We start from the raw sequence: 13014 nt of genomic DNA, 5'->3' as shown, positions 1-13014 counted from the left end.
CGCAGGGCGTCCGGCGCCGATAATCCCGCCGGAATGAACAGCACATTCGAACAGGCCCGCGCCTTCTTCCTCGAAGGCATCGCGCACTATGAAGCCGGGCGGCTGCCGCAGGCGGAGCAGAAGTTCGCCGCGGCGCTGGCGCTGATGCCGGGCCGCCCTTCGGTGCTGACCAACCTCGGCGCGGTCCGCCTGAAGCTGGGCCGGCCGGCCGATGCGCTGGACCTGCTGGAAGAAGCCATCGCCCAGGAGCCCGCCAATGCCGAAGCCCTGGGACACTGCGGCGCCGCGCACGCCGAACTGGGGCACCGCGAGCAGGCACTGGCGCTGTTCGACCGCGCGCTGGCGGCCGACCCGTCGCGGGCCTCGGTCTGGACCTTGCGCGGCACGCTGCTGAAGGAACTGGGCCGCTTCGACGAGGCCGCGGCTTCGTTCGAGAAGGCGCTGGCGCAAGGCGGCGACCCGGAGTTGAACCGCTACTACCTGGCCGGCCTGGCGGCGGCGCGGGCGCCGCAGTACGCGCCGCGCCACTACGTGCAGGCGCTGTTCGACGGCTATGCCGCGCAGTTCGACAGCCACCTGGTGCAGGCGCTGAACTACCAGGCGCCGCGCCTGCTGACCGAACCACTGGCGGCCGCCGGCCGCCGCTATTCACACGCGCTGGACCTGGGTTGCGGCACGGGCCTGTGCGGCCATTACCTGCGCGCCATGGCGCAGCGCGTCACCGGCGTCGACCTGTCGCCCAATATGCTGCAGAAGGCGCAGGTGCTGGACGTCTACGACGAACTGCGGCAAGGCGACGTGCTCGAATTCCTGGGCACGGCGCAGGAGCAGTACGACCTGGTCGTGGCGGCCGACGTCTTCGTCTACGTCGGGGCGCTGGACGATGTCTTCCGCCAGCTCGCGCAGCTGGTGCCGGCGCAGGGCAGCTTCTGCTTCACCGTCGAAGAGTCGCGCGACGAGGACCTGGTGCTGCGTCCCAGCCTGCGCTACGCGCACTCCGAAAGCTACTTGCGGCGCCTGGCGCAGGAACATGGCTTCGCGCTGGCGCGCCTGGAGCATGCGCCCGTCCGCGAAGACCAGCGGCAGCCGATCCCCGGCCTGTTCGTCTGGATGGAGAGGGTTTAAACGGCCGCCCGCAAGGCCTGGTCGACGTCCCAGAGGATGTCCTCGACATCCTCGATGCCCACCGACAGCCGGATCATGTCCGGCCGCACGCCGGCCTGGGCCAGTTCTTCCTCGTTCAGCTGGCGGTGCGTGGTGGACGCCGGATGGATCACCAAGGTCTTGGCGTCGCCGATGTTGGCCAGGTGGCTGAGGAACTCGCAAGCGTCGATGAAGCGCTCGCCCGCCTTCACCGGGTCGTCGGCACGGATGCCGAAGGTGAGGATGCCCGAGGCGCCCGGCTGGCCGTCGATGGCGCGGAACTGCTTCTTCGCCAGCGCGTAGTGCGGCGAGGACTCGAGGCCGGGGTAGTTGACCCAGCCCACCAGCGGATGCTCGCTCAGGAACTCCGCCACGCGGCGCGTGTTGCGGCAATGCGCCTGCATGCGCAGGTGCAGCGTCTCGATGCCCTGCAGGATCAGCCAGGCGTTCAGCGGCGACAGCGCGCCGCCGAAGGTGCGGTTCACCTCCATGCGCGCCTTCATCGTGTAGCCGAAGTCGCCGAAGGTCTCGTAGAACTTGACGCCATGGTAGGCGCGGCTCGGCTCCAGCATTTCGGGAAACTTCTGCGCCGCGAGGCCGCTGCCCCAGTCGAACTTGCCCGACTCCACGACCACGCCGGCCATGGTGGTGCCGTGGCCGCCCAGGTACTTGGTGGCGCTGTGCACCACGATGTCGGCGCCGAAGGCGAAGGGGTTGCACAGGTAGGGGCTGGCCACCGTGTTGTCGACGATCAGCGGCAGGCCGTGTTCGTGCGCGATGTTCGCCACCGCTGCGATGTCGAGCACGTTCACCAGCGGGTTTCCCAGCGTCTCGCCATAGACGGCGCGGGTGTTGGGACGGATCGCGCGGCGGAAGTTCTCCGGGTCCTCGGGGTCGACGAAGGTCGTCGCTATGCCGAGCCGGCCGAAGCCTATGCCCAGCTGGCCCACCGTGCCGCCATACAGCGTGGAGGCGGCAACGATGTGGTCGCCGGCCTTCAGGATGGCGAGGATGGCGGTCATCTGCGCCGCCATGCCGGTGGCGCAGGCCAGCGCCGCGCGCCCGCCTTCGAGCGCCGCCACGCGTTCCTCCAGCACCGCCACCGTCGGATTGCTGATGCGGCTGTAGACGTTGCCGAAGGTCTGCAGGTTGAACAGGCTGGCCGCGTGTTCGGCGGAGTCGAACACGAAGCTGGTGGTCTGGTGGATGGGGACGGCGCGGGCGCCGGTCACGGGGTCGGGGATGGCGCCGGCATGCACCGCGCGCGTACCGAAACCGTACTCGTGGTCGTTCTGGCTCATCGTCAGTAGAAGAGTTGTTGCGGGCGACGCGCGGAGATGACCTTGGTGTTCACCCCGGCCCAGTTGAGCCCGCCGAACAGGCGCGCATGTTCGATCTTCACGCAGCGGTCCATCACCACGTCCAGACCCGCGGCGCGCGCCTTGGCGGCCGAGGCTTCGTCGATGACGCCGATCTGCATCCACAGGCACTTCGCGCCGATGGCGATGGCTTCGTCCGCGATCGGCGGGATGTCGCTGCTCTTGCGGAAGCAGTCCACCATGTCGATCTGGATGCCTGCTTCGGCGGCCGCGGTTACGCTGGGATAGCTGCGCTGCCCCAGGATCTCGGGCGCGGTGGGGTTCACCGGCACGATGCGGTAGCCGTGCTCCCGCATGTACTTGGCGGCGAAGAAGCTGGGGCGATGCCACTGCGGTGACAGCCCCACCACCGCGATCGTCCGGCAGGTGGCCAGGATGCGGCGCAGGTCGCGGATGGTGTTCATGGCCGCAGTGTAGGGTGTGCAGCTCCGCTGCGCACCTGCCACTGCGCCGCCCTGCCTGGTGCCGCGTTCAGCAATCCGGCCAGCGCTGGGCCCACGGCGCGAGCTGCTCGAAAGCCTCGCCCAGCGCCAGCAGCAGCGCTTCGCTGCCGCGCGGCCCGACCAGCTGCAGGCCGATCGGCAGGCCTTCCTCGGAGGGGCGGCAAGGCAGCGACAGCGCCGGCAGTCCCGCCGCATTCACCCAGCCCGTGTAGACGGCGTGGCCGCGCGGGCCGGCCTCCAGCCCCGCGATGCGGGGTGGGAAGCGCTCTTCCACCGGCCAGGGCAGGGCCGCCGTGGTCGGTGTCGCCAGCACGTCGCAGGTGGAGAACAGCGCGTCCGCTGCGGCACGCAGCGCATCGACTTCTCGCGTGATCTCCTGCGCGCGGCCTCGCGGCAGCTCGGCGCCGCTGGCTGCCAGTTCGCGCCAGCGCGGCGACGCCGCCGCGGCCCAGTCCGGCTTCTGCTCGAACAAGCCCGCGAGCGCAATGGCCGGCACTTGTGGCCAGAAGCGGTCGAAGGCGGTGAGATCCAGCGGAAACGCAGCGGGCGTGAGCGCGTGGCCCAGCGCCGCGAACTGCGCCAGCGCTGCGCCGACCGAGGCGGCGATCTGCGGGTCGAGCGGGTGCGGCCCGATGCGCTCGGCGTAGAGGATGCGAAGCCGTCGCCTGGCCCACGGCGGCAGCGGCGCGGACTGCAGCACTTCGAGTGCGAGCCGCAAGTCCGCCACGTTGCGCGCCAGCGGGCCGACTTCTTCGAAATCCAGCAACAGCGGCGGCAGCGTGTGCACGCGCGGCACGGTCCCCAGTCCGGGCTTCAGGCCGACCAGCCCGCAATGGGCCGCGGGCCGGCGGATCGAGCCGCCGCCGTCGGTGCCCAGGGCCAGCGGGCCCATGCCGGCGGCGACGGCCGCGGCCGCGCCGCCGCTGGAGCCGCCGGGCGTGAGCGCCGGCGCCCAGGGGTTGCGTGTCACGCCGTGCAGCGGATTCAGCGTGACGCCTTCCAGCGTGAACTCGGGGACGTTGGTCTTGCCTGGCAGCAGCGCACCGGCCGCGCGCAGGCGCTGCACCGCCAGTTCCTCCACCGGGCTGCGGAAATCGCGCAGGGCCGGCGTGCCCCAGGTGGTGGGCAGGTCGGTGGTCAGCAGGTTGTCCTTGATGCTCACCGGCACGCCGTCCAGCATGGACAGTGGCCGGCCCTGCGCGTGGCGCTGGCGCGAGGCGCGGGCGTCGGCGAGCAGGGCCGCGTCGCGCCGCGCGATGATGGCATTCAGGCGCGGGTTCACTGCATCGATGCGCGCGAGACAGGCTTGGGCAAGCTCCACCGGCGACAAGGTGCCGGCGCGATAGCGCGCCGCCAGCGTGCTGGCCGGCAGCCGCCACAGTTCTTCAGTCATGCAGGCTGGAGAGGAAGCTTTTCAGTTCCGCCGTCTGCGGGCTGCCGAACACGGCCTGCGGCTCGCCGGCTTCGTGCACGCGGCCCTGGTGCATGAAGACGATGCGGTCGCTGACCTTGCGCGCGAAGCCCATCTCGTGCGTCACCATCAGCAGGGTCATGCCTTCGGCGGCCAGGCTTTCCACCACCTGCAGCACCTCGCCCACGAGCTCGGGGTCGAGCGCGCTGGTGATCTCGTCGCACAGCAGCACCGCGGGCTCCATCGCCAGCGCCCGCGCGATCGCCACGCGTTGCTGCTGGCCGCCGGACAGGTGCTCCGGCATCGCGCCGAACTTCTCCGCCAGGCCCACGCGCTGCAGCAGGCGGCGCGCCTGCTTCTCGGCCTCGCCCTTGTCCTTCTTCTTCACCAGCGTGGGCGCCAGCATCACGTTGCGGCCTGCGCTGAGGTGCGGGAACAGGTTGAAGCCCTGGAAGATCATGCCCACCTGCTGGCGCAGCGCGCGCATGGCGGCCGCGTCGTCGTGCTTCAGCGCCTGGCCGTTGACGGTGAGCCCGCCGGACTGGAAAGCCTCCAGGCCGTTGACGCAGCGCAGGAGCGTGCTCTTGCCGGAGCCGCTGCGGCCGATGATGGCGATCACTTCGCCGCGGCCCACCTGCAGGTCGATGCCTTTCAGCACCTCGGTGGCGCCGTAGGACTTGCGCAGCGATTCGATTTCAACGATGGGCGACATTCAGCTTCTTCTCCAGCCCGCGCGCATAGAGGCTCACGGGGTAGCACAAGGCGAAATAGAGGAGGGCCACGCAGCCGTACACCAGGAAGGGCCGGAAGGTGGCGTTGGTGATCATGGTCCCGGCCTTGGTGAGCTCGACGAAGCCGATGACGCTGGCGAGCGCCGTGCCCTTCACCACCTGCACCAGGAAACCGACGGTGGGCGGCACGGCGATGCGCAGCGCCTGCGGCAGGATCACGTGGCGCAACTGCTCGTGGAAGTCCAGCGCCAGGCTGCGCGCCGCTTCCCACTGGCCCTTGGGCACGGCGGCGACGCAGCCGCGCCAGATCTCGGCGAGGAAGGCGCTGGTGTAGAGCGTCAGCGCCACGGACGCTGCCGTCCAGGGCGACACGTTGATGCCGAACAGCGCGATGCCGAAGTAGGCCAGGAACAGCTGCATCAGCAGCGGCGTGCCCTGGAACACCTGCACGTAGGCGCCGACGAAAGCCTCGGCCCAGCGCGAGCCCGTGAGCCGCAGCACCAGCAGCGCGAGGCCGACAACGCCGCCGCCGATGAAGGCGATCAGCGACAGCGCCACCGTCCAGCGCGCGGCCAGCAGCAGGTTGCGCACCACGTCCCACAGTGAGAAATCGATCATGCGCGGCTCCCGAACAGGAAGCGCGGGCCGGCCCAGTTGAGGGCACGCCGCAGCGCGAGGGCCAGCAGCAGGTAGACGCCGGTGGCGACGATGAAGGCCTCGAAGGCGCGGAAGTTGCGGCTCTGGATCAGGTTGGCGGCGTAACTCAGTTCCTCGGTGGAGATCTGGCCGCAGACGGCGGAGCCGAGCATCACGATCACGATCTGGCTCACGAGCGCCGGCCACACCTTGCGCAGCGCCGGCGGCAGCACCACGTGGAAGAAGGTCTGCGCGCGCGTCAATGCGAGGCTGGCGGCGGCTTCGAGCTGGCCGCGGGGCGTGGCCTCGAGGCCGGCGCGCACGATCTCGGTCGCATAGGCGCCGAGGTTCACCACCATCGCGATCACCGAGGCAGTTTCCGGTGACAGCTTCACGCCGGCCGCCGGCAGGCCGAAGAACACGAAGAACAGCTGCACGATGAAGGGCGTGTTGCGCACCAGTTCGACGTAAGCGCCGGCGACCGTGCGCAGCCAGCGCGGGCCGGCGCTGCGGGCCCAGGCGCCGCCCACGCCGATCGCCACGCCCAACACCGCGCTCACGGCCGTGAGGGCCAGCGTCCAGGCCACGCCGCGCAGCAGCAAGGGCCACTGCGTGAGCACCGCGGCGAAGTCGAAGGTGATGCGCACGGCTTCAGTTGGGCAGTTCGCCGGCCGGGCGGCCCAGCCACTTGAGCGCCATCTTGTCGATGTCGCCGTTCCTGCGGCCTTCCAGCAGGATCTCGTTGACCTTCTCGCGCAGCTTGTCTTCGCCCTTGCCCACGCCGATGTAGTTGGGCGAATCCTTCAGCACGAACTTGAACTCGGTGCCCAGCTGCGGGTTCTTGGCCATCATGGCGCCGGCCACCTGCGCGCTGGTGGCGAGCGTCTGCACCTGGCCGGCGACATAGGCCGACACGGTGGCGTTGTTGTCCTCGAAGCGGCGCAGCTCCGTGCCCGCGGGCGCCACCTTGGTGAGCTCCATGTCGTCGACCGAGCCGCGCGTGACCGAGATCGACTTGCCGGCCAGGTCCCCCGGCGACTTGACGGCGACGGACTTGGGCGCGAACACGGCGATGAAGAAGGGCGAGTAGGCGACGGTGAAGTCGATGACTTTCTCGCGTTCCGGGTTCTTGCCCAGGGTGGAGATCACCAGGTCGGCCTTCTTCGTCTGCAGGTAGGCGATGCGGTTGGCGGTGGTCACCGGCAGCAGTTCCACCTTCACGCCCAGTTTGGCGGCGATGTAGTTCGCCGTGTCGATGTCCAGGCCTTGCGGCTTGAGGTCGGTGCCGACGAAGCCGTAGGGCGGGAAGTCGGTGGGGATGGCGATCTTGATTTCCTTGGCCTTCAGCACGTCGTCCAGCGCGCTCTGCGCATGGGCGGCGCCGGTGGCGGCCAGGACGGCGGTGGCGAGCAGGGCCAGGGAGAAGTGGCGTTTGCGCATGGGAACAGCTCCTTATGAAATGGGGACGATGGCTTGGGGCGCGGCTGGCTGCAGCGCGTGGCGCAGCGCGGCGAGGCCATGGGCTCGGGGCGGGACGTGCAATTTCCGGTCCCAGGTGCCGAGGTGCGCCGCCATCGCGCTTTCGGCCGCGGCGAGGTCGCCTGCTGCGAGCGCATCGACGATGGCGGCGTGTTCGGCGCAGGACGCCTCGGCCTCCTGCGGGCTTTGGTGGTGCATGGCGACCAGCGTGGTGCGCACTGTCAGGTCGCGCAGGATGGCTGCGAGCAGCGGGCCGCCGAGGGCGCGCGCCAGGCAGACGTGGAAGTCGCCCAGCAAGGTGCTGCGGAGTCCTGCGTCGTCGTTCGCGAGTGCGTCGCGCTGGCGCTGCACATGGGCCCGCAGTTCTTCCACCGCGCCGGGCGACACGGCGCGCGCGCAGCGCAGCACGCCTGTTTCGATGGCGCGGCGCGCCTCGAAGGTGGCCTGTGCATCTTCGGCATCGGGCTGCACCAGGAACCAGCCGCGGCGGGCCGTGACTTCGACGATGCGCCGCGCCGCCAGCGCGGTCAGCGCTTCACGGACGACCGTGCGGCTGCACGCAAACAGGGTGGCGAGCTGGACCTCGCCCAGGTGGGCGCCCGGCGCGAGCTTGCGCGCCAGGGTGGCTTCGATGATGCGGTCGCAGATGTCCGCGGAGGTGGGCATGCCACCGGATCAGCAGCTTCCATGCCAGCTTGTCGACAAGGCTTGTGCACCACGCTGGCGCACAAGTGACGGAACTCAGGCGGCGCCGTCCTTGTACTTGATGGAGCAGCCGTAGGGCCGTGTCACCGGCGCGCTGATGGCCTTGCCGGCCGTGGCTTCGGCCAGCCCCTGCTTCACGTAGTTGGTCGCCTTGGCGATGTCCCCCGGATCGCTGGACGCAATGCTGTCGATGCCGCCCGCATAGACCAGCCGGCCTTGCGGGTCGACGATGTACATGTGCGGCGTGGTGCGCGCGCCGTAGGCCTTGCCGGCGCTGCCTTCTTCGTCCATCAACAGCGCCGTGGGGTGCGCCTTGCGCTGCTGCTGCCAGGCGACCAGCTTGGCCGGCTCCATGTAGTCGAAGCTGGCCTTCTCGGTCGAATCGATGGACAGCCACACCGCGCCGCGCGCGATCGCATCCTGCTGCGTGGCCGCCATGTTGCCGCTGTTGTAGTGCTTGCGCACGTAGGGGCAGCCGGGGTTGGTCCACTCCAGCACCACGTACTTGCCGCGGAAATCGCTCAGGCGCACGGGCTTGCCGCTCGCGTCCTGCAAGGTGAAGTCGGGCGCGGCCTGGCCCACCGAGGGAGCCGCATGGGCGGCCAGCGCGAACAGCGCGGAACACGCAAGCAGGGTACGACGCAGCATGGCTACTCCTTACAGGGAAGAACCGAGCGCGGCGCGCACCTCCTGCACGCTCAGCAACTCGGACAACACTTGGGGCGCCCGGCCCGGGCGATAGACCACGTAGACCGGCACGCCGCTGCGCCCCAGCTGGGCCAGGGCAGCGGTGATGGCGGGGTCGCGGCGGGTCCAGTCCGCGCGCAGCAGCGTGAACTTGCCGGCGTCGAAGTCCGCCAGCACGTCCCGGTTCGACAGCGTGGCCTTCTTGTTCACCTGGCAGGTCACGCACCAGGCCGCGGTGAAGTCCACGAACACCGGCTGGCCGTTGGCCACGAGCTGGTCCACGCGGCCCGGTTCCCAGGCTTGCCAGCGCTCGCCGGCCTGGGCCACGGCACCCGCGGGTGGCGCTTCGCGCGTGATCGCGCCACCCAGCCACCAGGCCACGAAGGCCAGGCTGGCAAAGGCCAGCGCGCCCAGCGCGACGCGGGCGCGGCCGCGCAAGGTCAGTGCCCACACGACCATGCTCAAGGTGACCAGCAGCACCAGCAGCGCGCCCGCGCCGTCGATGCCGCTTTGCTGCCCGAGCACCCACACCAGCCAGGCGACAGTGGCGAACAGCGGGAAAGCCATCAGCCGGCGGAAGGTGTCCATCCAGGGCCCGGGCCGCGGCATCCAGCGCGCGATGGCGGGCACGAAGCTCGCCGCCAGGTAGGGCAGCGCCATGCCTATGCCCAGCACCCCGAAGATGGCCAGCGCTTCCACCGCCGGCAGGCCCACCGCGAAGCCGAGCGAAGCGCCCATGAAAGGCGCCGTGCAGGGCGAGGCGATGGCCACCGCCAGCACGCCGGAGAGGAAGGAGTTGACGACCGGATGCCTGGACTCCAGCGTCGCCACGCTGCTTGGCAGGAAAGCGCCGAACTCGAACACGCCCGCGAGGTTGAGGCCCAGCACGGTGAACAGCGCCGCCAGCGCCGCCACGACCGCGGGCGACTGCAGCTGGAAGCCCCAGCCCAGTTGTTCGCCGGCCGCGCGCAGGGCAAGCATCGCTCCGCCCAACGCGACGAACGAGAGCATCACGCCCACCGCGTAAGCCAGGCCCGCGATGCGGGTGCCGCGGCGGTCGTCGGCGTGGCGCGTGAAGCCCACCACCTTGATCGCCAGCACCGGGAACACGCAGGGCATCAGGTTCAGGATCAAGCCACCAAGCAAGGCGCCGAACAGCGCCGCGGCGAAGGTGGTCGATGGCGTCTGGCTGGCGGCGGCGTTGCTGCGCAGCGCGGCCTCGAGGGCCGGAGACACGGTCGGCGCGGCGGCCACCTGCGGCCAGGCTCCCACCACTTTCAATTCGGAGCGGTAACCCTGGCCCTCGGGCGTGGCCAGCACCACGGGCATCACGCCCGGGCTGGCGCTGCGCTGGGCCGACAGCGGCACCCGCGCCGTCCAGGTGGCGCCGTTCCAGGATTGGACCCAGGCGCCGGCGGTCTCGATCACTTCGGCCGTCTCGGGGAAGAACTCCAGCCGCTTGCCGCGCACGTCCACCGGCAGGCCCTGCACCGTGACGTCAAGCGCGTTGCCGTCGATGCGCGCCGTGCTTTCCGGGATGACTGTTCCCTTGAGCTGGGGCACCGGCCGCGGCTGCGCGGCGAAGGCGGCCTCGAAGGCCTGCCCGTTGGCGGCGGTGGTGCTGCGAACGGGCAGCTTGAGCGTGAACTCGCCTTCCTCCGGGATGCATTCCTTCTTGCAGACCAGCCAGTTGGCCTTGAGCTTCACCTCCAGCGCACTGGAAAGCAGCGAAGGCTTGAAGTCGGGAGTGACCGTCAGCGGCACCGGCAGCAGCACCGTGCCTTCATAGCCGTAGTTGGCCAGGCCGCCGATCGGGATCTTCCTGGGCACCGGCCAGGCGATGTCGCCGGCCAGGACGCCGGTGGGCAGCGACCACGTCAGCTGCGTCGGCAGGCCGGAGTCGCCCGAATTCATCCAGTAGGTGTGCCAACCGGGCTGGTGCGTCAGCTGCAGGCCCACCCACACGGGCTTGCCCGGCTCCACGCCGTCGGGCGCGTGCGCCACCAGTTCGGCCCGTACGCGCTCGCTGGTGACGACCGTCCGGTCCTGGGCCTGCCCGGCCAGCGGCAGGGCGGCGACCAGCAGGCCGAAGGCGGTGGCGAGCAGGCGGGGCAGTTTCATCGCAAGGGTGGAGCGTGTGCAGCGTGACAAGTTCCGCCCTTTCAGGCGAAGCCCAGCACCACCCGCCGGGTGGCCGCGCTCTTCTTCTCGATCTTGGTCACGACCACGGGGCCGATCTCGGACGTGTTGGCCACGTGCGTGCCGCCGCAGGGCTGGAAGTCGACGGCGTCGCCGATGCGGACGGTGCGGATGCGGCCGGTACCGCGCGGGGGCTGCACCGACATGCTCTTGACCAGCGCCGGGTTGGCGTCCAGTTCCTCGTCGGTGATCGAGCCGATCTGCACCGCATGCGCCGCCGCGACGAGGCGGGCGATGCCTTCGCTGAGAACTTCCTTCTCCAGCGGATCCGTCATGTTGAAGTCCAGCCGCGCGTATTCCGGCGTGATGGAGCAGCCGTTCACCAGTTGCGGCACCAGGTGGCAAAGCAGGTGCGTCGTGGTGTGGAAGCGCATCAGCTTGTGGCGGCGGTCCCAGTCAATCCTGGCGACGAGCGCGTCGCCCGGCTTCAGCTGTGCCAGCAGTTCGTCCTGCCCGGCCTGCGGCACGTGGGCGATGGCGGCCGTCGGCTTGCCTTCGGCGTCCTTGGCCTTGCGGGTGTCGGCCACCTGCAACAGGCGGCCGTCGGCCAGCTGCAGCACGCCGCTGTCGCCGGCCTGGCCGCCGCCCAGGGGGTAGAACACGGTGCGATCCAGCACGATGCCTTGCGCGTCGACGGCGACGACCGTGGCGGGGGTCTCCCGCAGATACGCGTCCTGGCGGAACAGCTCTTGGGTCATGGCCGGATTGTCCCGGTTTTGTGGCCGACAATCTTGGCCGACCATGAGAACCCTCCTGCTCCTGCTGGCCGCCCAGGCGGCCAGCTCAATGCGCGGCACCAGGCGATGGCGGACCTGCTGGTGGACCGCGGCTATGCCGTGCTGTTCCCGGACAGCCTGACGCCGCGCGGCCTGGCCGAGATCTGCACGCAGAAGATCGGCAGCCGCACCGTCACGCAGACGCAGCGCCGCGCCGATACGCTGGCCGCACTGGAGTGGGTGGCGCGCCAGCCCTGGGCCGCTGGGCGCAAGTCCGTCCTGCTGGGTTGGTCCCACGGCGGCAGCGCGGTGCTGGCCAGCACGGATGCCACCCGGGCGGATGTGCGCGGCGTGGCGCCGCCCGCGGCGGCGGTGGCTTTCTATCCCGGCTGCACCGCTGCGCTGCAGTCAGGCTGGAAGCCCACTACGCGGGTGGTGGTGATGATCGGCGAGAAGGACGACTGGACCCCGGCCGATCCCTGCATCGCGCTGGGGCAGCGCAGCGGGATCGAGGTGAATGTGTACCCGGACAGTTACCACGACTTCGACAACCCGGTGGGCGAGGTGCGGCTGCGCCGCGAGGTCCCCAATGGCGTGCATCCGGGGCAGGGCGTGCACGCGGGCCGCAATCCGGTGGCGCGAGAACAGGCTTATGCGCGTTTGTGGCAGGTGCTGGAGGCGGCGTTCAACCCAGCAGGTTCGCCAGGATCATCCCGGTGATCGACGGGCCGCGCGTGAACTGGTCGAGGGCAATGGCGACGGCCAGCACCACCGACGGCCAGAAGGCGCGCGTCCAGGCCGCCGAGGCTGTGTTGACTGCATAGGTGTGAAGCGTTTCCATGGAGACATGGTCGCCGGCGGGCGGGGCGCGGTCATTCGGCCAACGCCGCATCGTGCGCGGCCATGGCGGCTGCCCGGCAGTCAGTCCGAGTCCGACACGCGCGTGGGGCGTCGGGCAGGCGTGTCGGTCAGGAGCGCATCCTTGGCAGAGGCAAGGCCGTCTTGGACCTCACCTGTTTCAGCGCGAAGCTGGACCGGATCTTCTCGATGCCCGGAATCGGCGTGAGCTGCTCCAGGATGAAGCGCTCCAGCGCCGCGATGTCGGCCACCGCCACCCGGATCAGGTAGTCGCTGTCGCCCGTCATCAGGTAGCACTCCATCACCTCGTCGTGCTCGCCGATGCGGCGCTCGAATTCCGCCAGCGCTTCCTTGTTCTGCGCCTTCAGGCTGATGTTGATGAAGACATTGAGGCCCAGCCCCAGCAGCTTGGCATTGGCCAGCGCCACATAGCGCTCGATGACGCCGGCCGCTTCGAGGGCCTTCACCCGCGCCAGGCAAGGCGAGGGCGACAGGTGGACGCGGCGCGCCAATTCCACGTTGGTCAGCGCGCCGTCCTGCTGCAGCTCGGCCAGGATTCGCAGGTCGATGGCGTCCAATTCCATGTTCGCGGCATTTTATGCTGCCGAGCCACCGCTTTTGCCGCGT

Annotated in this window: 15 protein-coding genes; 2 read left to right on the top strand and 13 right to left on the bottom strand. The window is 70.0% G+C overall.

Going from position 1 to position 13014, the window contains the following annotated elements:
* Positions 1–33 precede the first annotated feature (33 nt).
* Entirely contained in the window at positions 34–1125 is a 1092-nt protein-coding gene (locus tag HHL11_RS32980; protein WP_169422889.1) for a tetratricopeptide repeat protein, read from the top strand.
* On the opposite strand, the gene HHL11_RS32975 is transcribed toward HHL11_RS32980, so the two are convergent.
* The 11 genes from HHL11_RS32975 to HHL11_RS32925 all read right to left on the bottom strand — a co-directional run bounded on the left by HHL11_RS32975 (position 1122) and on the right by HHL11_RS32925 (position 11511).
* On the bottom strand, positions 1122–2444 hold the full coding sequence (locus tag HHL11_RS32975; protein WP_169422888.1) for an O-acetylhomoserine aminocarboxypropyltransferase/cysteine synthase family protein: 1323 nt from the start codon (positions 2442–2444) through the stop codon (positions 1122–1124). The two genes, HHL11_RS32980 and HHL11_RS32975, sit on opposite strands and share 4 nt — an antisense overlap.
* A gap of 2 nt (positions 2445–2446) precedes the next feature.
* Entirely contained in the window at positions 2447–2926 is a 480-nt protein-coding gene (locus tag HHL11_RS32970; protein WP_169422887.1) for a CoA-binding protein, read from the bottom strand.
* Between the two features lie 67 nt (positions 2927–2993).
* The gene (locus HHL11_RS32965; RefSeq protein ID WP_169422886.1) at positions 2994–4358 is read right to left on the bottom strand and encodes an amidase; all 1365 of its coding nucleotides are present in this window, start codon (positions 4356–4358) and stop codon (positions 2994–2996) included.
* Complete coding sequence (locus HHL11_RS32960) at positions 4351–5088, bottom strand: amino acid ABC transporter ATP-binding protein (protein WP_169422885.1); 738 nt, start codon at positions 5086–5088, stop codon at positions 4351–4353. Before HHL11_RS32960 ends, HHL11_RS32965 begins: the two co-directional genes overlap by 8 nt.
* Positions 5072–5725, bottom strand: a complete 654-nt coding sequence (locus HHL11_RS32955) for an amino acid ABC transporter permease (protein WP_169422884.1) — start codon at positions 5723–5725, stop codon at positions 5072–5074. Before HHL11_RS32955 ends, HHL11_RS32960 begins: the two co-directional genes overlap by 17 nt.
* Positions 5722–6390, bottom strand: coding sequence for an ABC transporter permease subunit (locus HHL11_RS32950; protein WP_169422883.1), 669 nt, complete (start codon positions 6388–6390; stop codon positions 5722–5724). The genes HHL11_RS32955 and HHL11_RS32950 overlap by 4 nt, the downstream gene beginning before the upstream one ends.
* A 4-nt stretch (positions 6391–6394) precedes the next feature.
* Entirely contained in the window at positions 6395–7183 is a 789-nt protein-coding gene (locus HHL11_RS32945; RefSeq protein ID WP_169422882.1) for a transporter substrate-binding domain-containing protein, read from the bottom strand.
* Positions 7184–7195: 12 nt separating this feature from the next.
* Entirely contained in the window at positions 7196–7888 is a 693-nt protein-coding gene (locus tag HHL11_RS32940; RefSeq protein WP_169422881.1) for a GntR family transcriptional regulator, read from the bottom strand.
* A gap of 75 nt (positions 7889–7963) precedes the next feature.
* On the bottom strand, positions 7964–8575 hold the full coding sequence (locus HHL11_RS32935; protein ID WP_169422880.1) for a redoxin domain-containing protein: 612 nt from the start codon (positions 8573–8575) through the stop codon (positions 7964–7966).
* A 9-nt stretch (positions 8576–8584) separates the two neighbouring features.
* Positions 8585–10735 (bottom strand): protein-disulfide reductase DsbD family protein, encoded by a 2151-nt coding sequence (locus HHL11_RS32930; protein ID WP_169422879.1) that lies wholly within the window; start codon positions 10733–10735, stop codon positions 8585–8587.
* 41 nt (positions 10736–10776) lie between these two features.
* Positions 10777–11511: an alanyl-tRNA editing protein gene (locus HHL11_RS32925; RefSeq protein WP_169422878.1), complete on the bottom strand. Its 735-nt coding sequence runs from the start codon at positions 11509–11511 to the stop codon at positions 10777–10779.
* 33 nt (positions 11512–11544) lie between these two features.
* On the opposite strand from HHL11_RS32925, the gene HHL11_RS32920 reads away from it, so the two are divergent.
* Positions 11545–12249, top strand: coding sequence for a dienelactone hydrolase family protein (locus HHL11_RS32920; RefSeq protein ID WP_169422877.1), 705 nt, complete (start codon positions 11545–11547; stop codon positions 12247–12249).
* On the opposite strand, the gene HHL11_RS32915 is transcribed toward HHL11_RS32920, so the two are convergent.
* Together HHL11_RS32915 and HHL11_RS32910 are read right to left on the bottom strand one after the other, a co-directional pair.
* A complete protein-coding gene (locus HHL11_RS32915) occupies positions 12215–12370 on the bottom strand; it encodes a hypothetical protein (protein WP_169422876.1) in 156 nt (51 codons plus the stop codon). The two genes, HHL11_RS32920 and HHL11_RS32915, sit on opposite strands and share 35 nt — an antisense overlap.
* Before the next feature lie 127 nt (positions 12371–12497).
* Positions 12498–12971 (bottom strand): Lrp/AsnC family transcriptional regulator, encoded by a 474-nt coding sequence (locus HHL11_RS32910; protein WP_169422875.1) that lies wholly within the window; start codon positions 12969–12971, stop codon positions 12498–12500.
* Between the last annotated feature and the right edge of the window lie 43 nt (positions 12972–13014).

The sequence above is a fragment of the Ramlibacter agri genome, assembly GCF_012927085.1.
GTDB lineage: Bacteria > Pseudomonadota > Gammaproteobacteria > Burkholderiales > Burkholderiaceae_C > Ramlibacter > Ramlibacter agri.
The sequence above is the reverse complement of the archived record's forward strand: the minus strand, read 5'-3'. Positions and strand labels throughout refer to the sequence as shown.

Coding starts and splice junctions, on each gene's coding strand:
- HHL11_RS32910 (WP_169422875.1), bottom strand. CDS start 12,971: ATGGAATTGGACGCCATCGACCTGCGAATCCTGGCCGAGCTGCAGCAG.
- HHL11_RS32965 (WP_169422886.1), bottom strand. CDS start 4,358: ATGACTGAAGAACTGTGGCGGCTGCCGGCCAGCACGCTGGCGGCGCGC.
- HHL11_RS32970 (WP_169422887.1), bottom strand. CDS start 2,926: ATGAACACCATCCGCGACCTGCGCCGCATCCTGGCCACCTGCCGGACG.
- HHL11_RS32955 (WP_169422884.1), bottom strand. CDS start 5,725: ATGATCGATTTCTCACTGTGGGACGTGGTGCGCAACCTGCTGCTGGCC.
- HHL11_RS32975 (WP_169422888.1), bottom strand. CDS start 2,444: ATGAGCCAGAACGACCACGAGTACGGTTTCGGTACGCGCGCGGTGCAT.
- HHL11_RS32940 (WP_169422881.1), bottom strand. CDS start 7,888: ATGCCCACCTCCGCGGACATCTGCGACCGCATCATCGAAGCCACCCTG.
- HHL11_RS32945 (WP_169422882.1), bottom strand. CDS start 7,183: ATGCGCAAACGCCACTTCTCCCTGGCCCTGCTCGCCACCGCCGTCCTG.
- HHL11_RS32960 (WP_169422885.1), bottom strand. CDS start 5,088: ATGTCGCCCATCGTTGAAATCGAATCGCTGCGCAAGTCCTACGGCGCC.
- HHL11_RS32925 (WP_169422878.1), bottom strand. CDS start 11,511: ATGACCCAAGAGCTGTTCCGCCAGGACGCGTATCTGCGGGAGACCCCC.
- HHL11_RS32915 (WP_169422876.1), bottom strand. CDS start 12,370: ATGGAAACGCTTCACACCTATGCAGTCAACACAGCCTCGGCGGCCTGG.
- HHL11_RS32935 (WP_169422880.1), bottom strand. CDS start 8,575: ATGCTGCGTCGTACCCTGCTTGCGTGTTCCGCGCTGTTCGCGCTGGCC.
- HHL11_RS32930 (WP_169422879.1), bottom strand. CDS start 10,735: ATGAAACTGCCCCGCCTGCTCGCCACCGCCTTCGGCCTGCTGGTCGCC.
- HHL11_RS32980 (WP_169422889.1), top strand. CDS start 34: ATGAACAGCACATTCGAACAGGCCCGCGCCTTCTTCCTCGAAGGCATC.